The organism is Bacteroides sp. AM23-12, from assembly GCF_003434395.1.
Classification (GTDB): domain Bacteria; phylum Bacteroidota; class Bacteroidia; order Bacteroidales; family Bacteroidaceae; genus Bacteroides; species Bacteroides thetaiotaomicron.
Genome location: NZ_QTLF01000021.1, coordinates 1 through 25,594 on the forward strand (window position 1 = coordinate 1; position 25,594 = coordinate 25,594).

Sequence of the window (25,594 nt, forward strand, 5' to 3'; positions counted from 1 at the left end):
GGGCTACCAGACCGAGTGCGGCTCCTTTGGTGGGGCGTCCGAAGTCCAGCGTAGAAACATCCTGAGGCGAGGGCAGCAGCCGTGCCGCTTTTTCGAACTCCTCACAAGTATAGTTCATTGTTTCGTCATAGGTGGCCCTGGGGCGGTCGTAGTATTCGATAGGTTCGTTGGTATTCACTACTTCGTCTCCCAGCAAGATTGCCGGACCGTAATCGACCAAAAGATTGTAGTAGGCGAAGGCACGGATAAAACGTGTGTATCCTTCCAGTCTGAGCCGTTCCGAGTTTGTTAGGTCTTTCGGGCGGTCGAGGTTTTGCAGGATGCTGTTGCACTTACGGATGATTTTGTAATACTTGCCCCATTGGTTCAGGTTTGGGGAGCCGTCTCCGAAGAAATCCTGTGTGATCTTTCCGTTGGCGAAATCCATGCCGTGATAGATATTGGCCGTTCCGCTTCCGGTCAGTCCGTTAAATCCTTCGTCGGTCGCCATCGGTCCCGGTGTGTACCCGTTACGGATGGTCTGTGCCTCATCCGGGAACATGGCTGCCGCTCCCCACATATACGCTTCCATATATCGGGCATTGGTGAAAACCGAGTCGATGTTGAATTCATCATCAAAGTAATTGTCTATGTTTAAGAAGTTGCTGCAAGACGTTACCAACATGACTGCCTGAACCAAGAAGAACATTCTTGCTGTTTTTTTTATTAAGGATGTTTTCATTTTATCGTTTATCGGGTGATGTATTTATTAGAGATTGACATATAATTGCAGGGAATAGGTGGAAGGGATGGGATATACACGGCCGTTCCAGCGTGCCTGTTCCGGATCGAAGAGTTTCACTTTATCCCATACATGGAGGTTGTTACCTACGAATTGGATATCCAGTGAAGAAACACCTATGCGTCTCAGAAATGCTGCTGCAAGATGGTAATTCAGGGTGATTTCCTGCAGGCGTATGTAGCGTGAATCGCCCTGCCAAAAGGTGGACAACTGGCTGTTGTTGCTGTTATTTCCATATTGCAGGCGCGGGAAACGCGCGTCCTTGTTTTCGGCAAGGGATGGGTCGATCCCGTGTGCGATGGCATAATCTCTGGGAATCCATCGGTTGGCCGGATTGGCTGCCAGGGTGAGTACATTTCCGGTATTACCTTCGAAGAAAGGCATATATCCCATTCCGTTGAGGCGGGTTTCGTCGTTCACCGTTGTCTTTTGACCTACATAGAAAAAAGAGGTCTTGCCGGTTCCCTTGAACAATACACCCAGAGTCAGATTCTTGTAGCGGATTTCTGCCCCTAGTCCGTACATCAGCAGCGGGTAAGTGCTGTGCGTCAACGGCACCATGTCCAGCTTGTCCACCATACCGTCTCCATTGATATCCTTATATTTGATGTCACCGGGCATTACTTCCCCGAAAGTCTGCTTGGGACTGTATTTGATGTCATCTTCGTCCTTAAATAGTCCGACTGCCTGATATCCGCGGATGGAATTGTATGGGAAATTATTGTATTCTAGATAGGGATACTCCAGATAAGCCTGCTCCCAGTTCTGTACTTTATTTTTAGAGTACGTGAAATTGCCCCGTAAGGTGAAGCCGAAATCGGGAGTGAAATCCTGCGTGAAGCTGATGTTTCCGTCGGCACCGTAACTTTTCATTTTACCCACATTCGCGTATGGATTGGAGACCACTCCTACGAACTCGGGCACCTGTACCCGTTGCTGGAAAATACCGTTACGCTGATCATGGAAAATATCGACAACGAAATCGATCTTGTTATTAAACAACTTTCCTTCAATACCCACATTGGACTTGATGGCCTTTTCCCACGCCAGATTATCAGCTCCGATACGTGTCTCACCGATAATCTCGATGTCGGGAACGCCCCAAGCTGATCCGGTGCCTTCGTTCACTTTTGTAAGGTAGGGGAAGCGGACGTCGGTAATCCGGTCGTTACCTACCGAACCATACGAAGCCCTTATTTTAAGATAGTCGAGCCAGGGGAGCGCCTCTTGTATAAACTTGTAGCCGGTAGGTACCCAGCCCAATGCGACGGACGGGAAGAAACCGTATTGTCTGCCGGGCTGGAAATTTTCGGAACCGGTGTATCCGAAGTTGACGTCCAGCAGGTAAGTATCCTTGTAGCCATAAGTAAACCGGCTGGATACTCCCTGATAGCGCAAGGGAATGGCCGATAAATTACTTGTAGCGTCGTCCGTGTCTTTAGAATCGCTGATGTAATAATAGACCAGCGCGGATGTCCGGTGATCTGTACCGAAGAGCCGGTCATAATTGAGCGTAGCCTCAAAGTGGTATTTGCGGTACTGGCGGGTGGACTTGCTGTACGAGGCTTTTTTCTCCTGTACGGTCTCCTGCATGATGAGTGAGCCGTCGCTTGCTCTGCCCAGCGCATTGTAGAGGGCCGGCTGCACGCTTCTCCGTTCATTGAAGTAGCTGTGGATATCGTACGCTCCCTGTACACGTAGTTTAAGCCCGTTGATCAATTCGGAAAAGTCCTGATTGATCGCCAAAGTTGATTTGCCTTTATACACTTCGTTGGCAGCCTTTCCCGTATGGTTGATCATGACATAAGGCGATGACAGCTCTCCGGCACCGCGTCCGGGCAGCATACCATTGGAATATTGGGTGGGGATGGACAATGGAGTAAGCCGCGACTGTGCTCCCCATATATATTCGGTATTGGCTACGCCGGGCTGATTCAACTGGGAGAGGAATCCGTCCGAACCCAAATAAACTTTCGTTGATTTGGTCAGGTTCACGTCTAGATTGATACGGTAATTATAGGTGTTGTAGCTGACGTTCGAACTGTATATACTGTTCTTGTCTACCTTGTAGGCCGCACTTTCGTTTTTACCTCCCAGGCTCAGAAAATAACGTGCCACATCGCTGCCGCCACGTCCGCTTACATAATAAGTGTGCCGCCAGAATGTTTTGTTGAGTATCTCATCCTGCCAGTTTACGTTGGGATAGAGGTCGGGGTCGAGACCGTCGCGTATAATTCCCATTTCCGTATCGTCATACAAAGGTGTTTCGTTCCGTACTACTCTGGCTTCGTTTGCTAACTGCGCATACTCATAAGCTCCCAGATATTTCGGCAGACGGTTGAGGACGGACAGCGTGGTGTTGAAACGTCCGGTAATCTGAATTTTGCCCGAAAGGCCTTTCTTGGTGTTGACCAATACGACTCCGTTGGCTCCCCTTACTCCGTACACGGCAGTTGCCGACGCGTCTTTCAGGATGGAGAAACTTTCGACATCGGCAGGGTCGATGGTGTTGAGGTCGCCTTCCAGACCGTCAATCAGTACAAGGGCACTGCTGTTGGCTCCGAACGTACCGATACCACGTACCCAGAAATCGGCGATATTCTGACCGGGCTCGCCACTGCTCTGCAAGGAAATGACACCGGCTGCCCTGCCTCCCAACAAGTTACTGATGGAAGGGGAGGGGGACTGGATATCTTTAGTGCTGACCGTCGTAATGGCACCTACCGAACTGATTTTCCGCTGAACGTTTCCCAGTGCGACGACAACCACTTCATCAAGGGAATTGTTGTCTTCAAGCAGTGTGACCGTTAAGTCGGTTTGGGGTTTGATGGCCACATGCTCCGACGGTTTGAAGCCGATAAAAGAAAATATCATTTTGTCTCCATAAACCACTTTCAGCTTGAAATTACCGTCATTGTCGGTTGTGGTACCTTTGGAGGGCTTGTCTTTGATGTATACCGATACGCCGGGCATGGATAGCTTGTCCTTATCCACGACAGTTCCTGAAACGGTAAATTCCTGAACTTGCTGCGCGAAGGTTGTTGCCGAAAGCAATAAGCAGAACGACATTAAGTATAAAATCTGTTTGATTTTCATTGTGAGTTTACTTTGTTATTCGATAACCAATTTGCGAATGCGTGCATTACCCCAGTCTGCAATGTAAATGTCTCCCTGTTCATTGACAGCCACTCCCCAGGGATTCTTGAATAAGGACTCTACCGGTCCTCCGTCCTTGTATCCGGCGACGCCGGGCTGTCCGGCAACTGTCGTGACGATATTGTCGGCAGATATCATGCGGATGCAATGGTTGCCATAGTCGGCAACGAACATATTGCCGTCGTTGTCAAACTTGATATCCTTGGGATAATTGAACAGGGCATCTTCAATCGGACCGTCGCGGAAAGCGCTGCCGCCGGGAGCATTGAGACGCTTAAATCCGCCTGTTCCATCCGGATCGCGGAGGTCGAGCACCGAAATCCCTTGTCTGTATGCGGTAGGGGCGTTGGAGTGAAGCGTTATATACAGAAGCCAGGGCTTCGCAGGATTAATCGCCTGTCCGTATTGTGATCCGCTGGGACCTTGATGGATAATGTGTCCTTCGAATGTGTTGGGATCTATTTTAGCGATCTTTCCATCACGGTATCGTGTATATAGATAGCCGTCATAAGGGCAGAAGGTGACGAAATTCTTGTATCTGTCGGCATCTACGATTGAGTTCAGATCCGACTGTGAGTATTTTATGTTACGCTGGCGGGGATACCAGGCTTCACGCGGATCGAAGGTAAACGTCACTTCTTTGACCGACTCGTGTGCGGCGGTCAGCATTCCGGTGGCACGGTCCACCGTTAAGCCGTTGGCATATAAGATACGGTTGGCGGCATCTGCTTCAATGAGAGGAGTCACAATGTTCTGTTGTTCGTTTATCCGGGCGATTCCAAATGTACCGCCGTCACGCCATGACATGAAAAGATTGCCTTCGGCATCCAGATCAAGATATTTGCCATATACCTGAGCGGTGGAGAGTGTTCCGGCAAGGAAGCTCGTTTCACCGTTTCCGGTGACCGTGCTGACCAATGCCTGTGTATGATAAGCATATGTTTCTTCGTAAGCGACAGAATCGGTGTCGACCACTACGGAGATACGGGGATTATCGCCCGGAAGGCGCGGTACAATGGCATAAATACGGCTTCCGCTTGATGAAACGACGGAGGCCCTGGCATTGTTGAAATATACTTTGATTTTACTCACGTCGGTGCCGAAGTTTTTTCCGTCCAGAAGAATTTTGTCACGTGCTCCGCCTTCTTTGGGATAGAAGGAGGTCAGTACAATCGGTTGATCGGATTGGTGGGCTTTCTCGGTGGGCTCACTGTAGCTTTCGCAACTCGATAAATAGAAGAAAGCTACCAGCGAGCAGGCTAGGGATAAGTAACGATTCATAAAGTAATAATTTAAAATTAAACGATTATCCGCATGTAGTTCGTCGGATATCTTGATATTACATGGCTTTGATGGCTGGAACTTTATAGTTTGATGGTGTAATCCAAACCTTTATCGGGGGCTACGATGAAGTTGGTAACTTCAAAATTGCAGTCGCCTCCTTTGATACCGTTGTCAAACTTCACAGAGATTGTATGCTGCGTATGTGGTTTCAATGTCATTTCGCGGAAATAGACCAAAGAAGGATCATGTGCGGTCTTTTTCAGTTTCAGTACCAGATCGGTAGCGTTCATGACAGAAAATGTCACTTCTTTTTCGGTGCGTTTCACTTCTTTTATGTCTACGCATTTTTCAAAGAAGGGACGGAGGATTTCTTCACGCCCGATCACCAGTTCGCGGTAATAAACGGCGGTGCGGCGATTGTCGAGTGCTTCACGGATACCTTCCGGAGAACGTTCTTTGACAAAGACAAACGTCATCGTGCGGTGTTCGCCTTTTGAAAAATCATAGTCTGTCTGGATAGGCTGGTGGATATCGGAAGTTCCTATCATGGTCAGATTCTTGTCCAGACACCATTGAATGGCTTCGGGCATGAAAAGACCACCATTGGCTACTTCAATGCCGTGCATGCAGCCGTCATTGTAGAGTTGTGTATGCTCAGGCCACCACAGGGTGGAGTCCGGCTGCTGGCGTGCCCAGCCCGGATGATTCCAGAAGATAAAGGCTCCTTGTTTTTTTGCCTCATTGAAAGCGTCTTTATATGCCTTTTGTTCCAATGGATTGGAGTCGTTCAGGAAGATTGCATTAAAATGTCCCGGAGGCATGGAACGGGTGATTTCACTGCCTCTGATTAGAAGTATTCCTAACTTCTTCGCCTGCTTCTGAGACAGTTCATAAGAGCGGTTATGATCTGCTATAATGTCTTTTTTGTGTGGGCGGTACTCAATATGTTCTGTCAGAGAAATGGCATCCAGTCCTTCTCGATATGCTTCGTCTACACGTACGGTAGGCCATACCAGACCGTCCGAAAAAACACTGTGCATGTGAAAGTCACATTTTAAAGTAGTGTACCCGTTCAGATTGGGAACTTGAATCTCATTGCGGCGTTGCGCTTGTGCGCTCATTAAACACATTGCTGCCAGTGCAACTCCCATCAATACTTTTTTAATTTTCATTTCTTTTGCTTTAAATTAGAGATTTGGTTTTCTTTTGGAATGCCTCTGTCCGGTCATTGGAAAATGGTACTAAACATAGGCCCCTGTGTATTTTGGCGCAAATGTATATGCAAAAAAAAGACCTGCAATAGGCGCAGTAAAAGCTTAACGGGAACTTCACGGAAAAGAAATGTAATCGTTAACGTCTGTGAAAAATGTAATGCCTTTGTAAAGTGTGAGTGTCCTTGTAAACGGACATGAGTTGTTTTGTCTGTGTGGAAATAAAAAAGAAATGGATAGCCAATTTATGCGTTGCAGCATAAAATTGACTATCCATTTCTTTGATTGAGTTCCTCTTTATTTAAGAGGCTTTCTTCTCTTTTACATCACTGCTGGCTTCTACCACATTCACTACATAGTCGCCCAATTTCTCACATTCGGCGATAATATCCATATAATAGACTCCCATCTGATAATCATATTCCTTGTTGTTGACATCCAGAATATTCTGATTTTTCAGTTGGTTACGGTAGTTATTGATTTCGTTTTCGATGTTGAAAGACTTGTTGATATCAATGCTTTGGTGTTCCGGTTTCTCTACCACCACAATCATTTGTGCGAGGGCATCATCGGTCAGCTTCATCATGAAGTGGATGTGCTCGTATTGCTTTTCGGTAAAGTCCTGATTCGTCTGGCGTTTCCGGTTGATGGTGCGTGCCAGGTTGTAACAGCTGTCGCCGATACTTTCGATTTCCGTCACTTCGCGCAGCATGGCACGTATCTGCAACTTACTTTCAGAACTCAGACGCCCTTCGGATACCTGATTCAGATAATTGGCTATTTCAAGTTCCATGTTGTCGCTGATGTTCTCGTACTTTTCTACGCGGCTGAACAGCTTGTTAAAGTCATCGTCCTTTTCGGTGTGCATCAAGTCCTGCACCATTCCGAACATACGGTGGGTACGTTCTGCAAACAGGTGGATTTCCTTGCGTGCCTGCAGGATAGAAAGCTCCGCAGTAGAAAGCATACCGCCGGTGATAAACCGAAGGCGAGGTTCCTCGTCTTCCTCTTTCGGGTGGATTAATGCGCATACGGTGCGTTCGATCAGTTTCACTCCCCATATCAGGATACATACGTTACAGATATTAAAGATAGAGTGGAAAGCGGACAGTTTATAAGAAATGGCTACTTCCGGATTATTGCTCTGGAAGAAGGTATCCACTACCCAGTTGACCAGTTCCATGAAAGGATGGAAAATGATCAATACCCAGATCACACCGAACACATTAAAAACAAAATGGGCCAATGCTGCCCGCTTAGCCTGTGTGTTGGCTGTTAATGCGGCAAGATTGGCCGTGATGGTAGTTCCGATGTTTTCGCCCAGTACGAGCGCTGCTCCCAGTTCCAGACTGATCCAGCCGTTGGCGCACATAATTAATGTGATTGCCATCGTGGCGGCTGAGGCCTGTACGATCATAGTCAGTATGGTACCGATGAATAAGAACAGGAGAATGGAGAAGAATCCCATATCCGTGTAGTTCTGTACGAAGGCGAGCATTTCCGGATTGGCGTTCAGGTCGGGAGCATTTGCTTTCAGGTAAGAAAGTCCCATGAAGAGGAAGGAAAAACCGAAAATGAATTCACCGATGGACTTGCGGTTGCTCTTGCCGGAGAAGATGAGCGGAAGGGCGATGGCCAGAAGTGGAAGAGCGAAAGCGGCCATATCAACCTTAAATCCGAAAATTGAAATAATCCATGCCGTAACCGTCGTACCGATATTGGCACCCATGATGACACTGATGGACTCGGCCAGTGTAAGCAAACCGGCGTTGACGAAACTGACGACCATTACTGTTGTCGCCGAGGAGGACTGGATAAGGGCTGTGATCAACACTCCTGTTAATACCCCCGTTACCCGATTGGTGGTCATAGCTGTCAGGATACTTCGTAGCCTGTCACCTGCGACTTTTTGTAAGCCCTCGCTCATTATCTTCATGCCATAAAGGAAGAGCCCTAACGAGCCTATGAGCTTTAAAAAATCATAAAAAGAATATTCCATCTATAATAATTTTAGTGGTTGTTTGTTCTCTATCTGATTACTAAGTATATTTAGTCCCATGTTATTCACCTTATTAAAAAGACTACGATGAAACAGATGTTACAAATATGTTGCAAAAATAATAATATTTATAAAGAATTCCCTATCGGAAGCTCACTTTTGGATATTTATTACGGTTTTAATCTTAATTTTCCTTATCAGGTAGTCAGTGCCAAGGTGAATAACCGTTCCGAAGGTCTCAATTTCAAAGTATATAATAACAAGGATATAGAGTTTCTGGATGTACGCGATTCATCCGGTATGCGTACGTATGTGCGGTCACTCTGCTTTGTCTTGTTCAAGGCTGTCAGTGAGCTTTTTCCCGAAGGGAAGCTGTTTGTGGAACATCCGGTATCCAAAGGTTATTTTTGTAATCTGCGGATCGGTCGCCCTATTACATTGGAAGATGTGACGCGTATCAAACAGCGTATGCAGGAGATTATCGCAGAAAATATCTCTTATCACCGCATCGAATGCCATACGGCTGAGGCTGTACGGGTGTTCAGTGAACGCGGGATGAATGATAAGGTGAGGCTGCTCGAAACTTCCGGTTCACTATATACCTATTATTATATGCTGGGCGATACGGTCGATTATTATTATGGTAATCTGCTCCCCAGTACCGGATATATCAAGTTGTTCGACATCGTGAAATACTATGATGGCCTCTTGCTGCGCATTCCCAATAAAGAGAATCCGGATGTGCTGGAGGAAGTGGTGAAGCAGGAGAAGATGCTGGATGTATTTAAGGAGTATCTCAACTGGAGCTATATCATGGGACTTAATAACGCCGGCGACTTTAACCTCGCCTGCGAAGAAGGGCACGCTACGGATTTAATCAATGTAGCGGAAGCATTGCAGGAAAAGAAAATAGCCCAGATTGCCGATACGATCTTCCATCGTGGGGAAAACGGTGACCGGGTGAAACTGATTTTGATTTCCGGTCCGTCCTCTTCGGGAAAGACCACGTTCAGCAAACGTCTTTCCATCCAGTTGATGACGAACGGGCTCAAACCCTTCCCGATCTCCTTGGACAATTATTTCGTAGACCGTGAAGAGACACCTCTGGATGAAAACGGTAACTATGATTATGAGTCTCTGTATGCGCTCGATCTGGAATTGTTTAACCAGCAGTTACAGGCTTTGCTGCGCGGTGAGGAAGTGGAGCTTCCGCGTTTTAACTTCTCTCTGGGGAAGAAGGAATATAAAGGTGATAAACTGAAAATTGAGGATAATACGATTCTCATTCTGGAAGGTATTCATGCGTTGAATCCGGAACTGACACCGCATATCCCGGATGAAAAGAAGTTCAAAATTTATGTCTCGGCATTGACCACTATTTCTTTGGACGACCATAACTGGATTCCTACAACAGACAATCGTTTGCTTCGCCGCATTATCCGCGACTTTAATTATCGGGGATATTCGGCCCGCGAGACTATCTCCCGCTGGCCTAGTGTGCGTGCCGGCGAAGATAAATGGATATTCCCTTATCAGGAGAATGCGGATGTGATGTTCAATTCGGCGCTGTTGTTTGAATTTGCAGTGCTTCGCCTGCATGCGGAACCTATTTTGATGGGTGTTCCGCGCAATTGTCCGGAATATTGTGAGGCGTACCGGTTGCTGAAATTCATTAAATATTTCGTTCCGGTGCAAGATAAGGAAATTCCCCCGACGTCTTTACTCAGGGAGTTTTTGGGAGGAAGTAGCTTCAAATATTAGATAATAAATTTATTTAAGAGAATTATTTTGGAATTTATAGTTATTGTATAAATATAAGTTCGTAACTTCGCGCCGCAAAAAACAAGCGTGGCAATATGTTGTTGTATTCCAGGGAAAGGAAATAACTGTAAGATTAGACTTAAATAATGAACATTTGTACGTTCTTTCCGTTTATGTTATTACACAGCAAAAAAAGGGTATATGATATTTTATAACAATTTACTAGCGAAATGCTTTTTAGGGAAAAAGAAGCATTATTTTATGATAGGAGGGTTATTCTTTACTCGGTACAAGTATTTGGAAGTTTGGGAAGAAATGGAGTTAAGAATACATGCACGGCAATTCTGGGAGTGTTTTTTATTGACTTTAATCCCAGCATTGGGTTTGTCACTATGGTTTTCATGGTGGTGGATGGTGCTTCCGTTCATGACATATCACTTGCTTTACTGGTTTGAAAAAGCAATTAGTTCTCATTCGGTTTTTAACTGGGAGGCATTGACCTATTGTGGTGATGCCGTTTATATGAGAAAAAGAAAATCCTATGCCTGGATGAAATGGTATGGGAAGAAAACTTTTCCGAAATCGGAATGGGAAGATTAAAAGAATAGAGAGACGTTAAAACTCTCTTGCGGATTTATTCAGGCACGGCTTACACAGATTAATATGGTTTCGATTAAAACAGAACCATAAAAATTCTGTAAGCCGTGCCTGAATAATGATATGATAACAGTTATTTCTGCTTTCGGCGGTTTTTCCTTTTCTACTGCTTTTATTTCAGATGTTTCTTTATCCAAAGCAGATGTCCGTACTCTGTGTCACTGGAGGTCCAATGTTCATTAATAGGAGTGATCAATGCTTCTTTCGGGCAATTCAATACATTATATACAATGTAGCTGGTAGTCGGTGGACAAACGTCATCATTGAATCCCCATGTCATATAAGTATCCGCCCTGATTAATTGGGCAAAGTTCACCACATCATAATAAGCCATTGTTCTGATCTTTTCGGGAGTATCCATATCTACGGTATTTCGGAAGAAATGGGGGTAACCTCCGGCACGACCGGCTTTGTAACCTGCCATATCGCTTAGAGCCGGATGATTGGCTACGCAGGCCGTTACCCGCTGATCCAGTCCGGCGGTGACGAGTGCTAATGCTCCTCCCTGGCTGCCGCCTTGAACGATTACATTCTTTCCGTCCCATTCCGGTAGTGAGGTCAGTAGGTCGATGCTGCGGACACAGGCCAGATATACCCGTTTCATGTAATAGTTGTCGCGGCTGTCCAGACCGTTGGACAGGTAGCCATTTTCTCTGCCGTTGAAAGCGGCACTGATTTCTTTGAATTCTTCTTCGCTCATTTCCGGGTTCAGCCCGTGAATCTCTATTTCAAAACGGATGCAGCCTTGTTCGGCGTAATACTTATGTCGCAAAGGTTCCTTGATTGTTTTGATTCCTGCGCCCGGAGGACATAGTACGACAGGGTATTTGCCTTCTTTCTTCGGATAGAACAGGTAGCCGTAGATACTTTGTCCGCGTTGGTTCACCTGCAACTTGATAAGATAGCAGTCTATTTGGTCGGTCGAGTATTTCTTTACGTGCTCTTTGGTGTATGTCAGCGGAAATTTGGCCAGTTCCACCTTTTCGTTCTCCCAGAATTGCTGAAAGTCGGCAGGCATGGTGGTATACGGACGGAGCTTTTCCGGCGAGAAACCCACTTTGACGTGATGGGAGTATTTCTTTCCGTCTACGGTGGTGGTCAGGCGGCAGTCTCGGAAGCCCGGTTTCTTCATGGTGCCTACGGGGATTGTTGCCTTTCCTTTTCTCATGATGACTGTTCCTTTGGTATCGGCAGGCATCATTTCTCCGCCTATTTCGAAATTAATCGCTATGCTATCTCCCGGAATGCCGTATTTGTAAAACTGTACTTCTACATTTGCCTGTTCTCCAGTTTTGTAAAGCCAGTCGGCATGATCGGGTACGGTTACCCAAAATACGTCACTCCGGTAGGGATTATTTTCGGCAACCGCGAGCAGCGTTGTCAGTAACAACGCTGCTGATACGTAAAATCTTCTCATATTCATTTTACTGTTCAATATAACTGTCATTCGTTTTCTCATTCTATTTTCCATCTGATCGGTTTGTTAATTACGCCGCAATATTAGGGAAGATTAGAAAAACAGAGGTCGATAAAATGTTCTATTAAGTGTAAATTTAGAGCAACTTCCACTCGAATGTATGTTTTCCGGCTTCTAACTCTATGACACGTTCTCCTTTCACAGTATCGGGCACGTATAAAGTGGCACTGCTGTTGGCAGGAATCGTCACGCTGTACACAACACTTTTTTTCTTACGTTCCCATTGGGACTGAATCTCTCCGTACGGAGAACGGTGTCTGGCCTCAAACTGCTTTAAATCACTGGGGAAGTTGGGGCGCAGGAGGATATGTTTAAAACCCGGCTGCTGTGGGTCGGGGAAGATACCGCCCAAGCCTTTATAGAACCATCCTCCGATTTCTCCGAACATCATGTGGTTGTCCGAAATGTCACGTGTAGCATTCAAATCCCAGTTTTCGAGCAGGGTGGTGGCTCCGTTGGCAATCCAGCAGCCCCATGACGGGTAGGTGTCTTGTGCAGCTACTTTATAAGCGGTTTCGGCTTCTCCGTTTTCACTCAAGGCGTTCAGTATGGCTTTGGCTCCCAATACACCCACATCCAGATGGAAACCGGCTTCTTCCACCTTCTTCGCCAGGTTGCGGGCTACTTTTGCTTTCATATCCTTGGGGACAATACCCCACATCAGCGGTACGCTCAGTTCCGTCTGAACGCCGCTGGCGTATATACCGGTTTCCCTGTTCAGATATTTGTCATTGATCGCTTGCCTGATCTTTTCCGCAAGCGCCTGATAATGTTCGTAATCTTCCTGCTTGTTGAACAGCTTTGCGGCATTGGCCAGTATTTTAGTATCTACATAGAAGTATACCGATGAGGTCAGTTCTTTGGACGAATGCGATTTCACAGGAACCCAGTCTCCTCTTCCCCATGAAGTCAGTCCGCTTGGGCTGGTACGGTCTACGTAGTCTACATATCGTTTGATGTTTTCGTAGCAGTCGGCTAATAATTTGCTGTCTCCGTAGAACAGATAAATATTCCAGGGAATAATGGCGATTGTACTCGTCCAGTCCAGACCGTTGTCCGTGCCGTATCCCCATCCTCCGGTTGGAATGATGTCGGGTAATACTCCGTTGGGTTGCTGTTCGTCACGGTGGTCGGCTAGCCATTTTTCGTAGACTGTGATGCCGTCATAATTATATAGTGCTGTTTCTATCGCAAAATGTCCGTCTCCCGTCCATCCGTTTTTCTCCCGTTGGGGGCAATCGGTGGGATACCCCATCAGATTGGACAGATAGGCGTTGTTGGTAGCCCACCACAATCGGTTCACGAGTGGGTTTGACGTGTTTATCTCTCCTTTTTGCGGAACGTCGCTATGAACGAAATAAGCAGTCAGACTGTTTTGATCAAGTGCGACAGGCTTACTGCTTGTTACTTCTACGTATCTGAAGCCTTTGTAGTTAAACCGTGCCATAAACTCGTCTTCTCCCTTTCCGCTCAGGATGAGAATATCCGTCTGGAATGGGTCTTTGTCATCTACCGGACGATGGTATACGTCAATGTTTGACATATTCACCCGTCCGTTGTCATAGATGCGTTCGCCGTGTTTGAGCCTTACTACCGTTCCTTCTTCTCCGGATACCTTGATGCGGGTCACTCCGGACATATTTCTGGCAAAGTCGAATACATACGTCGTGTCGTTCACTTTCTTAAGAGCTTTTGCCGGTATTGTTTCTACGATACGAATCGGCTGTACCTGCTGGGATATGACGTTTTGAGAAGGGACGGCTCTGTAACCTACTTCCTTCCATTTCGAATCGTCAAAATCTGCCGTATTCCAGCCTTTCTGTTTCAGGCGGGCGTCATAATGTTCCGCTGTATAGATGCTGTTGAAGATCAAGGCCCCCGAAGAAGTCTTCCAGTCTCTTTCGGAGCGGATTACTTCTGTCGTGTCGTCTTCGTAGGTAATTCTCAGGTCCATGCAAAAAGCGGGGCGGTTACGCCACGGTGCGCGGTCAAAGTCCCAGACTGCTTTTGACTGATGGTTGTACCAGCCATTTCCCAGCAGTACGCCAATCGCGTTTTTACCTTTCTGAAGTTGGTTGGTCACATCATAAGTCACATAGAAATTCCGTCTGTCGAAACGGGTATACAGCGGGTCTAGCCGATGGTTTCCAATTTTCTCTCCGTTGATGTATAATTCGTATAAACCGGCGACGGCGATGTACGCTCTGGCGGATTTGACTTTCTTTTGAGTGTCGAATGTTTTTCTGAAATAGGGGGCGGGCTTATAGTTGATGTCTCTGTTGTCGCCAATCCATGCGCCCTGCCAGTTTTCCATTCCCATCATTCCGGTCTCGAAGCTGTTGATGTCCGAAGTAGCCTTTTTGCCGTCCTTATCCCATACATTCACTTTCCAGTAATATTTGGTAAAGGGTTGAAGATTCTTTTCCGGATAGGTGACAAGGATTTGATCCGATTCCTTTTTCCCCGAGTTCCAGATTTCCCCGTTTTCGTTGTTTGCTTTCAGTGAGTCTGTGCTGACTATTATCTGATAGGCAGTCTGCCGGGCTCCTTGTCGGGCATCGTCCAGCATCCACGACAATCTGGGATTGGCATTGTCGATGCCTAGCGGATTGATCAGGTGGTCGCAATGAAGGTTCACGGGCTTGCATTCTTCTTGCTTTTGTGCAAGGGTCGGTTGCAGTGCACAACATGCAAGTGCAGTCACTAAATATATTTTTTTCATTCTGTCTATTTGTTTTCCTTTTTAACCACAAACTGATATGTACCGGACTGTAGTTCTAATACTGCCTTTCCATTCATGAAAGTAACCGAAGAAACTCCTTCCGCTTTCACGGCAGTTTTTCCGCTTTCTTCTACTACATAGTCGAGAGTAGGTAATAGTAAGTGAAGAGTGGCGGTGGTGTTGGCAGGTATCGTCACTTGGTAAGAAACTGTTCCGTCATTTTCTTTTTTCCAGCTGCTCTTTATATCTCCATAACAGGAAGGGAACGAAGCATTTACCCAGTCAATCCGTTCCTGACCGGCGGCAACTTCCGGACGGTTGTCTGGAACCGGCTGTAATACGATGTGCTTGAATCCCGGACGTGTTTCGTCGATATCTATACCGCCCATTGTGCGGTACATCCATTCGGAGACTGCTCCATACGAGTAATGATTGAACGAGTTCATCGATACGGGGCCAAAACCTTTCTCTTTGGTATACGAATCCCAGCGTTCCCAGATAGTGGTTGCTCCCTGGTCTATGCTATACAGCCAGGAAGGGTTGTTCCGTTGCAGCAGTAGATCGTAAGCCGTATTTGATTCTCCGAACTGGCTTAATGTCTGATTCAGGATGGCTGTACCCACGAATCCTGTGCTCAGGCGGTTACCGTTGCCGGCAATCTTGCGGACCAGTGTTTCCACTCCTTTCTTACGTGCTTCTTCTGTCGGGAATAAATCCAGTTTCAAGGCAAGCAGATAGGCCGTCTGGCTCTTTTGTTTCAAATCTCCGTCTGCATCGATGTAGCGTGTCTGGAATTCTTTCTTGATTTCCTGTGCCAGCTTTCTGTAAGCCTTTGCTTTGGAGGCGTAGGCATCACAGTCGTCCGTTTTCAATGCTTCCGAAATTTTGGCCATCAATTGTGCCGTATATGCGTAGTAGCATACACTGACATAGCGGCGTTCGGTATCTTCGTACGATAGCCAGTCGCCATAATTTGTTCCGGCACCGTTATAGTTATAACCGTCTCCTTTTTGATGGGACAGGAACTCCATGTATTTCTCCATAGATGCATAATTGTCCTGCAATATCTTTTTGTTGTCGTACATCAGATAGATAGTCCAGGGAACGATGATACCGGCATCAGCCCAGGCTGCCTGTCCGTAGCCTACCCATGAGTGTGGGGCTACATCCGGATAGGCGCCGTCACTTCGCTGACCGTCACGCATATCTCTCATCCATTTTTCGAAGAAGGCGGATACGTTCGCATTATAAGAAGCGGCACGGCAGAACACTTGTGTGTCTCCGGTCCAGCCCAGACGTTCGTCTCTTTGCGGGCAGTCGGTAGGGATGCTCAGATAGTTGCCTCTTTGTCCCCACATGACATTGCTGTATAACTGATTGATTGACCGGCTGCTGGTGACAAACGAAGCTCCCTCTTCGGTAGCGGAACCGACCACTTCCCCTATCAGGGAAAGTACCTCGATGTCTTCACTTGCCGTTATCTCACAATACTGAAAACCGAAGAAGGTCATGGACGGATGGAATGATTCGCCTTCCTTGCTTCCTTTCAGGATATACTTCAATGTTGCTTTTGCACTTCTGAGGTTGGCGGTATATATACTTCCGGCAGGGCCGTCGTCTCCGCGTGATTTATCTCCCGTGTCGTTCAGCATCTCGCCGAAACGGAGTTTCATCTCCGTTCCCGATGCGCCTTTTACTTTGAACCGAACCCAGCCGACCATGTTCTGACCTAAGTTGTAGACGGCCGTTTCCCCTTTCTTTAGCCGGATAGGAGCCGGTTTGTCCGTAACACTCACTACATTGATTTTACCGTCTTTTTCACCTTGGTAAACAGTAGTGGACAAAGGGATACGGCTCAGATGCGGACGTACCTGAACGGTGGGACCGGCAAAGGCGATTAACTCTCCTTTGAAATGAGGATTGACAGCCGTCTTGTTCCAGTTGGCAGTATTATATCCGGGCTTCGTCCATCCACTTTCTTTTCGGGCGTCATAAGTTTCTCCGTGGTAGATGTCTCCCATTCGTATGGCACCGTCCATGGATGACAGCCAGGAAAGGTCCGTTACTACCGTTTCCGAAGTGCCGTCCGTATATTTCAGTAATATCTTTGCGATGAATCCTACTTCGTGACTGCCATACTCTCCGTGGCAGACGTCACTGTTCCACCAGCCGGAGGATACCTGGGCGCCGACTGCGTTTTCTCCTTTCCGGAGCAAATCGGTGATGTCATACGTCTGATAGTGGGCTGTTTTGCTGAAATCCGTCCATTCCGGCTTCAATTCGTCATAGCGTATGCTGCCGTCTTCCATCTTGTTTCCTACCCGTTGTCCGTTGATAAACAAATCATAGACGCCCAGAGCCGAACTGTAGATGCGGGCGGATGCAATCTTCTTTTTTGCCTTGAATTCTTTACGGAACATGGGTACTCCGCTCATGTCAACCTGCAATACCCGATAATCGCCGGAACCGGAAACCATATTCAGTTTACGATTACCTCCCACAGATACGATTTCTCCGCCTTCAAAAGCGGACTGAGGTTTCTCGAAATCCTCTTTCAGAACGACTTTGGCTTCTTCCTTGTCGCCTTTCTGTTCGTACTCTGTCAGTACGATATTGTCAAACATGGCCGTTTCGTTGGTGTTATTCCCTCTGAATGCCCGGAAGCCGATATATCCATTCGATAGTTTGGAATCGGTGTCGGTATAGGTATCCACCAGTACCTTGTCAATATAAGTCTTGACCACTCCATCTTTTGCTTCGATTGCCAGATGGTGTTCTTTATTCAGCAAGTCGGATTTAGTGAAGAATTTGCCGATCGGAGTATCCGAACTTCGCAGGCGTCCCCTGTCATAAATATGTCTTCTGATCAAAGGCTCTTTTTCATTGTCCAGCGTATTGACAGACCACATGAATACGTTGGAAGCATCGCGTGCGCCGAAAAGAACGGATGCGTTGCCGGAAGTCAGTGTGACATCCATTTCCAGCAGCATTCGTGCCTTTGTCTGTTTCTTGTCTTCCGGATTGATTTTGGAATTCTTGTTTATTTGAGTTGCCTTGATCCATTGCGCTCCCGACCATCCGTCGGACAGCAGTCCTGTTTCGAAGAAAGCCTTTTCCGTCGAAGTCTCTTCTCCGGTTTTGTTGTTCCACACGGTTACTTTCCAATAATAGCGGGTGGAAGGGGTGAGAGCCGGTCCTGCATAACAGATGTGCAATGATTCGTCAGATGCCACCTTTCCGGAAGTCCAGACCGGATTTAGACAGGCTGCATCGGTCGCTACCGTGATTTGATAGGCTGTTTGTCTGACTCCTCTTTCCGCTGACTCTAGTTGCCAGCTGAATCGGGGAGCTGTTATGTCCAGCCCGATAGGATTGGTCAGATATTCAACCTGTAGTTTTTTGATTGCTGCATTCGTGGGCAGCAGAAAAAGAATAGATAAAAGTAACAAAGTAGTTCGTGCCATTAGTTTAAAGTATTAATAGTTTGTTATGATGGGGGATACTTGCAAATATAGTGCTTATTGTCTTGGATAGACATAAGAATTTTGACACTAATACTTAAAAATATGACCGTCCCCTTGAAATAATAAATGCCTATACTTGTTGTAGTACAGGCATTTATCGTTTTATGTGAATTCCGGTGCCATCTGTGAATAAAGCAGGGGTTATCTTAAAGCTTCCACTTCTTCGGGTGTCAGCGGAATTTTCTTGCCGAGTCGGCGGGCACCTGTCTCCGTGATGAGATAATCTTCTTCGTTGCGGATACCGCCGAAGTCTTTGTAAGTTTCCACTTTGTCGTAATTGATAAAATCGGTGAACTTCTTTTCTGCTCTCCACATATCGATCAGTTCGGGGATGAAGTAAATGCCCGGTTCTACGGTATGTACGAATCCCGGTTCCAGTGGAATGGCGAGGCGTTGCGACTTGCGTCCGAACTGCGTGCTCTTCGGCTGACCGTTGTATCCTACCCATATCTCACCCAGATTTTCCATATCGTGAACATCCAGTCCCATCATGTGTCCTAATCCGTGCGGATAGAACAGGGCATGCGCGCCTTCGCGGACAGCATCTTCCGTATTTCCTTTCATTAGTCCGAGAGTTTTCATGCCGTCTACCATGACGCGGGCGGACAATTCGTATACATCCATATAAGGAATGCCCGGACGAAGCGCCTTGACAGATTCCAGATGCATCGCATTCTGGATTTCGTAAACTTCGCGCTGGCGGGTTGTAAATTTCTTATCCGCAGGAATCGTGGACGACATATCGCCTGCATAACCCGACTCGACTTCCGCACCTGCGTCAATCAGGAACAGATCGCCCGGTTTCACTTTATTTCCGTGATAATGGTTGTGCAGCGTCTGCCCGTTGATGGTGGCGATCGTTGCAAACGACAGTTCGCAGTTGTTGGACTCTGCCACGCGATTCATTTCCGCTACTACTTCATATTCGTACATTCCCGGACGAAGCACCTTCATGGCGGTGATGTGCATATCGGCAGTCACGTCACAGGCTTTTTCTATTTCTACGATTTCTTCCGCCGACTTGTAGTTGCGCTGAGCTATGACGGCACGGATGAAAGGTACGGAACCTTCCTGACGTGCAGGTGGTATTCCGAGCCAGTCCATCAGTTTCAGTTTATGTTCGGGGCGGTAGGGAGGAAGATAATGAATTGCTTTTCCACTCTGGACGCATTTGTGCAGATAGCCGACGATATCGGCGGAAGCCATCATTTCCCTGATGCCGACGCGTTCGCATTTTTCGCGTAACGTAGGCTGTGAGCCCATCCATACGATGGCATCGATGGATAATTCGTCACCGAAAATAATTTCTTTGTCTTCGTCAATATCGATGATGGCCGAAAGTCCGGCACACGAAAGACCGAAATAATAAAGAAAAGTGGAGTCCTGACGATAACGGAACGTGTTATCCTCATAATTCAGCCCGCACTCGTCATTTCCCAGAAATAACAAAACTCCGGAGCCTAAATTCTTTTTCAGCAGGGCTCTGCGCTGCATATACGTCTCTTTGGCAAACATACTGTCCTAATTTTTAAGTTCGTGCAACAAAGATAAAGAATTTTGTGTTATAGGATTAAAAATAATCCCACTAATCTGTGTAATCTCTCGTTAAAAAGTTACTTTTGTAGCGAGAAACAGTAGAAAGCAAAAACGAATATGGCACAAGGTTCCCGTCAAATACAATCGCAGGCGCAACAGCAGATACAAACGCTCTCGCCACAGCAGATTCTGGTCGTGAAGTTGTTGGAGCTTCCCGCAGTCGAGCTGGAAGACCGTATCCATGCTGAACTATTGGAAAATCCGGCGCTTGAAGAAGGCAAAGAAGACGCTGCTACAGATGAATATGCCGATGGCGTCAGTCCGGAAGAAGGCATGGATAACGATGCCAATGATTATGATTCTTTAAGTGATTATCTCACCGAAGACGATATCCCCGACTATAAATTGCAGGAAAACAACCGCTCGAGGGACGAGCAGGCGGAAGATATTCCTTTCTCCGACGCCACCTCTTTTTATGAAATCCTGAAAGAACAACTCCGTGAACGTAACTTGACCGAGCACCAGTGCGAACTGGTGGAATATCTGATCGGTTCGTTGGACGATGACGGACTGCTCCGTAAATCGCTGGAAAGTATCTGTGACGAACTGGCTATCTACGCCGGTATCGAATCTACGGAAGAAGAACTGGAAGAGGCTCTGTGCATCCTGCAGGATTTTGACCCGGCAGGTATCGGAGCACGCAACCTTCAGGAATGTCTGATGATACAGATTCTGCGCAAGAAGAGCGAAGAGAAGAAGCCGTCACCGATATTGAACCTGGAAGAGCGCATCATCAGTGACTGTTATGAAGAATTTACCCGGAAGCACTGGGAGAAAATCATTAAGAAACTGGATGTCAGAGAAGAGACTTTCAATGAGGCGATTGCCGAAATAACCAAGTTGAATCCCCGTCCGGGTGCTTCGCTCGGAGAAACCATCGGAAGAAACCTACAGCAGATTGTTCCCGATTTTCTGGTGGATACCTACGATGACGGAACGATTAACGTAAGCCTGAATAACCGCAATGTTCCCGAACTCCGGATGAGCCGCGACTTTACCGAGATGGTGGAGGAGCATACCAAAAATAAGGCGAACCAGTCCAAAGAGTCGAAAGAAGCCATGATGTTCCTGAAACAGAAGATGGATGCGGCACAAGGATTTATCGATGCGGTGAAGCAGCGGCAGAATACATTGATGACTACCATGCAGGCGATTATCGACTTACAGCGTCCTTTCTTCCTCGAAGGCGACGAGTCATTGCTGAAACCGATGATTCTCAAAGATGTGGCAGAACGTACCGGACTGGATATCTCTACGATTTCCCGTGTCAGTAACAGCAAATACGTACAGACCAACTTCGGCATCTATCCGCTTAAATTCTTCTTCAGCGATGGCTATACGACGGAAGACGGAGAGGAAATGTCCGTACGCGAGATACGTAAGATTCTGAAAGAATGCATTGACGGAGAAGACAAAAAGAAACCGCTGACAGATGACGAACTGGCGGATATCCTGAAGGAAAAAGGCTATCCTATCGCCCGCCGTACGGTGGCGAAATACCGTCAGCAGTTGAATATACCGGTGGCAAGACTGAGAAAGTGAGTTTAAAGTATTAACTATAAAGTATTAAGTATTAGGTGCTGATGGATAAAGAAAAAGAGCATATCATAGCGGATAAAACAATGTTGCGGGTGGCACGGGTCACCTCCATCGTGTTTACTCCATTTTCTATACCGTTTCTGGCGTTTCTGGTGTTATTCCTGTTTTCTTATCTCCGTATCATGCCGATACTTTATAAGGGAATTGTGTTGGGAATCGTTTACTGCTTCACCATACTGACGCCCACCATCACCATTTTCCTGTTCCGGAAGATCAACGGGTTTGCCCGTCAGGAACTGAGTGAGCGTAAGAAACGTTATGTACCTATCCTGCTGACTATCATTTCGTATGTGTTCTGCCTGCTGATGATGCGGAAACTGAATATTCCCTGGTATATGACCGGAATCATTTTTGTTTCCCTGGTGATATCGATCATCTGCATTCTGGTCAATCTGAAATGGAAACTGAGCGAACACATGGCGGGGATGGGCGGTATTATCGGCGGACTGGTTTCGTTCAGTGCGCTGTTCAGCTATAATCCGGTAGTGTGGTTGTGCCTGTTTATTCTGATTGCAGGCATATTGGGCTCGGCGCGGATTGTGCTGGGGCATCACACCTTGGGCGAGGTCCTTTCCGGTTTTGTAGTCGGGCTGGTCTGCTCTTTTTTGATACTCCATCCGGCGTACAACCTTATATTCAGAGTATTTTTATTTTAAAAACAATATAAATCCTAAAAACTAATTATTATGAACTTTCCACAGAACTTGAAGTACACGAATGAACACGAGTGGATTCGCGTAGAAGGAGACATCGCTTACGTAGGTATCACAGATTACGCACAGGAACAATTGGGCGATATTGTATTCGTTGATATTCCTACCGTAGGAGAAACGTTGGAAGCCGGAGAAACTTTCGGAACGATTGAAGTGGTAAAGACCATTTCCGATCTTTTCTTACCGTTGGCAGGCGAGATACTCGAACAGAACGAAGCTTTGGAAGAAAATCCGGAGCTGGTAAACAAAGACCCTTACGGCGAAGGCTGGCTGATCAAGATGAAGCCTGCTGATGCCAGTGCTGCGGAAGACCTGCTCGATGCCGAAGCATACAAGGCAGTGGTCAACGGCTGAATTTGAATAAACAGTACTTCTGCCTTAATGGAAGCTGACTAAATAGTCGTTAGTAACTCCAACTCTCCTCCTGCTGGAAGGAGGAGTCCCCGTAGGGGGAGGTGGTAGGTAAATGAATGTATGTAATAACTTTTAGATTAGATGAAAATGACTCCAATTGTAAGTATCATCATGGGTAGCACGTCCGACCTTCCTGTTATGGAGAAGGCTGCGCAACTGCTGAATGATATGCATGTACCGTTCGAAATGAACGCCCTTTCTGCTCACCGCACGCCGGAGGCTGTGGAAGAGTTTGCCAAAAATGCCCGTAGCCGTGGCATTAAAGTAATCATCGCTGCTGCCGGAATGGCTGCCGCCCTTCCGGGTGTCATCGCAGCCAACACAACGCTTCCGGTGATCGGAGTACCTGTAAAAGGCTCTGTGCTCGACGGTGTAGACGCTCTGTACTCCATCATTCAGATGCCTCCGGGCATTCCTGTGGCTACGGTTGCTATCAATGGAGCGATGAATGCGGCTATCCTTGCCATTCAGATGCTTGCATTGAGCGATGCCGCATTGGCTGAGGCTTTTGCTGCTTACAAAGAAGGACTGAAAAAGAAAATCGTAAAGGCAAACGAAGAACTGAAAGAAGTGAAGTTCGAATATAAAACTAATTAATTGACAATTGACAATTGACAATTGACAATTGACAATGGGCTGGCGCTGTGGGTGCTTTGTTGAGCTTGTTGTTGATTCTCGATTCTCAATTGTCAATTGTCAACTGTCAATTGTCAATTGAAAAGATGGATTTATTCAATTACTTTCGAAGAGAAACATCCGAAGTAAATATTGGGGCTGTACCTTTGGGCGGCCCCAATCCTATTCGTATCCAGTCGATGACGAACACGTCCACTATGGATACAGAAGCTTGTGTGGAACAAGCCAAACGCATCGTCGATGCCGGCGGCGAGTATGTACGACTGACCACGCAGGGCGTCAAGGAAGCGGAAAACCTGATGAATATCAATATCGGGCTACGAAGTCAGGGATATATGGTTCCGTTGGTGGCCGATGTGCATTTTAATCCGAAAGTGGCCGATGTAGCAGCTCAATATGCAGAAAAGGTACGGATCAATCCGGGCAACTATGTAGATGCAGCGCGTACTTTTAAGAAACTGGAATATACCGACGAGGAGTATGCGCAGGAGATACAGAAGATTCATGACCGCTTTGTGCCGTTTCTGAATATCTGTAAGGAGAATCATACGGCTATCCGCATCGGAGTCAATCACGGTTCCCTGTCCGACCGTATCATGTCCCGCTACGGAGACACTCCCGAAGGGATGGTGGAATCCTGTATGGAATTCCTGCGTATCTGTGTGGCGGAACATTTCACGGATGTGGTGATTTCGATCAAGGCTTCCAATACGGTGGTGATGGTGAAGACCGTCCGCTTGCTTGTTGCCGTGATGGAACAGGAGGGAATGTCATTTCCCCTGCATCTTGGAGTGACGGAGGCCGGAGACGGAGAAGACGGACGTATAAAATCTGCCTTGGGCATCGGTGCGCTGCTTTGTGACGGATTGGGAGATACGATTCGTGTGTCGCTTAGTGAGGCTCCCGAAGCGGAAATTCCCGTAGCGCGCAAGCTGGTGGATTATGTTCTGTTGAGGCAGGATCATCCCTATATCCCGGGTATGGAGGCACCGGAATTTAATTATCTTTCTCCTTCGCGCCGCAAGACGCGGGCAGTGCGGAATATCGGGGGCGAACATCTCCCTGTCGTTATTGCCGACCGCATGGATGGGAAGACGGAAGTCAATCCGCAGTTTACTCCGGATTATATCTATGCCGGAAGAACGTTGCCCGAACAGCGGGAAGAAGGAGTGGAATATATCCTTGATGCCGATGTATGGGAAGGGGAGGCCGGAACATGGCCTGCTTTCAATCATGCGCAGTTGCCGTTGATGGGCGAGTGCAGTGCAGAACTGAAATTCCTGTTTATGCCTTACATGGCGCAAACGGATGAAGTGATTGCCTGTCTTAAGGTGCATCCCGAAGTTGTGGTTATTTCTCAGAGCAATCATCCGAACCGCTTGGGCGAGCACCGTGCATTGGTGCATCAACTCATGACGGAAGGTCTGGAGAATCCGGTTGTTTTCTTCCAGCATTATGCGGAGGACGAGGCGGAAGATTTGCAGATTAAGTCCGCCGTTGATATGGGAGCATTGATTTTTGACGGTTTATGTGACGGGATTTTCCTGTTCAATCAAGGAAGTCTGAGTCATGCGGTAGTAGATGCTACTGCCTTCGGTATCTTGCAGGCAGGACGCACCCGTACTTCTAAAACGGAATATATTTCTTGTCCGGGCTGCGGTCGTACGCTTTATGATCTGGAAAAGACAATTGCGCGTATCAAGGCGGCTACCTCACATCTGAAAGGCTTGAAAATCGGCATCATGGGATGTATCGTCAACGGCCCCGGTGAGATGGCGGATGCTGACTACGGCTATGTAGGTGCCGGACGCGGAAAGATCAGCCTTTATAAAGGTAAAGTTTGCGTAGAGAAAAACATACCCGAAGAAGAGGCGGTGGAACGGTTGCTGGAATTTATCCGCAATGATCGGAAAGAACTGGAACTTTAATCAGTTATACTTTTAAATAGTTAAGACAGGAGTTGCTTTAAGTTTGCTTAAGGCAACTCCTGTCTTTTATTATAGTATACACAAACATTTATCCGTACAAGGGGAAGATAACCACCCGGGATTAATAGTAGGAGAA

At 46.9% G+C, this 25,594-nt stretch carries 16 protein-coding genes; 7 read left to right on the plus strand and 9 right to left on the minus strand.

Annotated features, from left to right (window positions below):
• From DW640_RS16045 to DW640_RS16065, 5 genes are all read right to left on the minus strand, one after another.
• On the minus strand, nucleotides 1-688 hold a 688-nt coding region (locus DW640_RS16045; RefSeq protein WP_233525447.1), incomplete at its 3' end, for a RagB/SusD family nutrient uptake outer membrane protein.
• A gap of 60 nt (nucleotides 689-748) precedes the next feature.
• Entirely contained in the window at nucleotides 749-3,877 is a 3,129-nt protein-coding gene (locus DW640_RS16050) for a TonB-dependent receptor (RefSeq protein ID WP_117578694.1), read from the minus strand.
• A gap of 15 nt (nucleotides 3,878-3,892) precedes the next feature.
• Nucleotides 3,893-5,218 (minus strand): IPT/TIG domain-containing protein, encoded by a 1,326-nt coding sequence (locus DW640_RS16055; protein WP_008765172.1) that lies wholly within the window; start codon nucleotides 5,216-5,218, stop codon nucleotides 3,893-3,895.
• A gap of 83 nt (nucleotides 5,219-5,301) precedes the next feature.
• Complete coding sequence (locus tag DW640_RS16060; RefSeq protein WP_032840764.1) at nucleotides 5,302-6,393, minus strand: Sb-PDE family phosphodiesterase; 1,092 nt, start codon at nucleotides 6,391-6,393, stop codon at nucleotides 5,302-5,304.
• A gap of 340 nt (nucleotides 6,394-6,733) precedes the next feature.
• The gene (locus tag DW640_RS16065) at nucleotides 6,734-8,431 is read right to left on the minus strand and encodes a Na/Pi cotransporter family protein (protein WP_008765170.1); all 1,698 of its coding nucleotides are present in this window, start codon (nucleotides 8,429-8,431) and stop codon (nucleotides 6,734-6,736) included.
• An 87-nt stretch (nucleotides 8,432-8,518) separates the two neighbouring features.
• Here DW640_RS16065 and DW640_RS16070 point away from each other — a divergent pair, with 87 nt between their 5' ends.
• Nucleotides 8,519-10,192, plus strand: a complete 1,674-nt coding sequence (locus DW640_RS16070) for a nucleoside kinase (protein WP_117578696.1) — start codon at nucleotides 8,519-8,521, stop codon at nucleotides 10,190-10,192.
• A gap of 201 nt (nucleotides 10,193-10,393) precedes the next feature.
• A complete protein-coding gene (locus DW640_RS16075) occupies nucleotides 10,394-10,792 on the plus strand; it encodes a hypothetical protein (RefSeq protein ID WP_008763595.1) in 399 nt (132 codons plus the stop codon).
• A 169-nt stretch (nucleotides 10,793-10,961) separates the two neighbouring features.
• On the opposite strand, the gene DW640_RS16080 is transcribed toward DW640_RS16075, so the two are convergent.
• The 4 genes from DW640_RS16080 to DW640_RS16095 form a co-directional block, all read right to left on the minus strand.
• Nucleotides 10,962-12,266, minus strand: coding sequence for an acetylxylan esterase (locus DW640_RS16080; RefSeq protein WP_055230053.1), 1,305 nt, complete (start codon nucleotides 12,264-12,266; stop codon nucleotides 10,962-10,964).
• A gap of 136 nt (nucleotides 12,267-12,402) precedes the next feature.
• Entirely contained in the window at nucleotides 12,403-15,048 is a 2,646-nt protein-coding gene (locus DW640_RS16085; protein WP_055230019.1) for a glycoside hydrolase family 78 protein, read from the minus strand.
• 5 nt (nucleotides 15,049-15,053) lie between these two features.
• Entirely contained in the window at nucleotides 15,054-18,512 is a 3,459-nt protein-coding gene (locus DW640_RS16090; RefSeq protein ID WP_117578698.1) for a glycoside hydrolase family 78 protein, read from the minus strand.
• A 201-nt stretch (nucleotides 18,513-18,713) separates the two neighbouring features.
• Nucleotides 18,714-20,087 carry an aminopeptidase P family protein gene (locus DW640_RS16095; protein WP_008763598.1) on the minus strand — a complete coding sequence of 458 codons (1,374 nt, stop codon included), beginning with the start codon at nucleotides 20,085-20,087 and terminating at the stop codon, nucleotides 18,714-18,716.
• Between the two features lie 138 nt (nucleotides 20,088-20,225).
• On the opposite strand from DW640_RS16095, the gene rpoN reads away from it, so the two are divergent.
• From rpoN to DW640_RS16120, 5 genes are all read left to right on the plus strand, one after another.
• A complete protein-coding gene (gene rpoN / locus DW640_RS16100; RefSeq protein ID WP_008763601.1) occupies nucleotides 20,226-21,710 on the plus strand; it encodes an RNA polymerase factor sigma-54 in 1,485 nt (494 codons plus the stop codon).
• A gap of 41 nt (nucleotides 21,711-21,751) precedes the next feature.
• Nucleotides 21,752-22,423, plus strand: a complete 672-nt coding sequence (locus DW640_RS16105; RefSeq protein WP_055230014.1) for a hypothetical protein — start codon at nucleotides 21,752-21,754, stop codon at nucleotides 22,421-22,423.
• A 30-nt stretch (nucleotides 22,424-22,453) separates the two neighbouring features.
• Nucleotides 22,454-22,834, plus strand: coding sequence for a glycine cleavage system protein GcvH (gene gcvH / locus DW640_RS16110; RefSeq protein ID WP_008765165.1), 381 nt, complete (start codon nucleotides 22,454-22,456; stop codon nucleotides 22,832-22,834).
• A 147-nt stretch (nucleotides 22,835-22,981) separates the two neighbouring features.
• Nucleotides 22,982-23,491 (plus strand): 5-(carboxyamino)imidazole ribonucleotide mutase, encoded by a 510-nt coding sequence (purE, locus tag DW640_RS16115; RefSeq protein ID WP_008763604.1) that lies wholly within the window; start codon nucleotides 22,982-22,984, stop codon nucleotides 23,489-23,491.
• A gap of 125 nt (nucleotides 23,492-23,616) precedes the next feature.
• Entirely contained in the window at nucleotides 23,617-25,458 is a 1,842-nt protein-coding gene (locus DW640_RS16120) for a 4-hydroxy-3-methylbut-2-en-1-yl diphosphate synthase (RefSeq protein WP_011108331.1), read from the plus strand.
• The last annotated feature ends 136 nt before the right edge of the window (nucleotides 25,459-25,594 follow it).

Excerpts from the sequence above, each read along its gene's own strand:
- DW640_RS16065 (WP_008765170.1), bottom strand. The coding sequence starts at position 8,431 with ATGGAATATTCTTTTTATGATTTTTTAAAGCTCATAGGCTCGTTAGGG.
- DW640_RS16050 (WP_117578694.1), bottom strand. The coding sequence starts at position 3,877 with ATGAAAATCAAACAGATTTTATACTTAATGTCGTTCTGCTTATTGCTT.
- DW640_RS16090 (WP_117578698.1), bottom strand. The coding sequence starts at position 18,512 with ATGGCACGAACTACTTTGTTACTTTTATCTATTCTTTTTCTGCTGCCC.
- DW640_RS16060 (WP_032840764.1), bottom strand. The coding sequence starts at position 6,393 with ATGAAAATTAAAAAAGTATTGATGGGAGTTGCACTGGCAGCAATGTGT.
- DW640_RS16075 (WP_008763595.1), top strand. The coding sequence starts at position 10,394 with ATGATATTTTATAACAATTTACTAGCGAAATGCTTTTTAGGGAAAAAG.
- purE (WP_008763604.1), top strand. The coding sequence starts at position 22,982 with ATGACTCCAATTGTAAGTATCATCATGGGTAGCACGTCCGACCTTCCT.
- gcvH (WP_008765165.1), top strand. The coding sequence starts at position 22,454 with ATGAACTTTCCACAGAACTTGAAGTACACGAATGAACACGAGTGGATT.
- DW640_RS16105 (WP_055230014.1), top strand. The coding sequence starts at position 21,752 with ATGGATAAAGAAAAAGAGCATATCATAGCGGATAAAACAATGTTGCGG.
- DW640_RS16070 (WP_117578696.1), top strand. The coding sequence starts at position 8,519 with ATGAAACAGATGTTACAAATATGTTGCAAAAATAATAATATTTATAAA.
- DW640_RS16085 (WP_055230019.1), bottom strand. The coding sequence starts at position 15,048 with ATGAAAAAAATATATTTAGTGACTGCACTTGCATGTTGTGCACTGCAA.
- DW640_RS16055 (WP_008765172.1), bottom strand. The coding sequence starts at position 5,218 with ATGAATCGTTACTTATCCCTAGCCTGCTCGCTGGTAGCTTTCTTCTAT.
- DW640_RS16095 (WP_008763598.1), bottom strand. The coding sequence starts at position 20,087 with ATGTTTGCCAAAGAGACGTATATGCAGCGCAGAGCCCTGCTGAAAAAG.
- DW640_RS16120 (WP_011108331.1), top strand. The coding sequence starts at position 23,617 with ATGGATTTATTCAATTACTTTCGAAGAGAAACATCCGAAGTAAATATT.
- DW640_RS16080 (WP_055230053.1), bottom strand. The coding sequence starts at position 12,266 with ATGAGAAGATTTTACGTATCAGCAGCGTTGTTACTGACAACGCTGCTC.
- rpoN (WP_008763601.1), top strand. The coding sequence starts at position 20,226 with ATGGCACAAGGTTCCCGTCAAATACAATCGCAGGCGCAACAGCAGATA.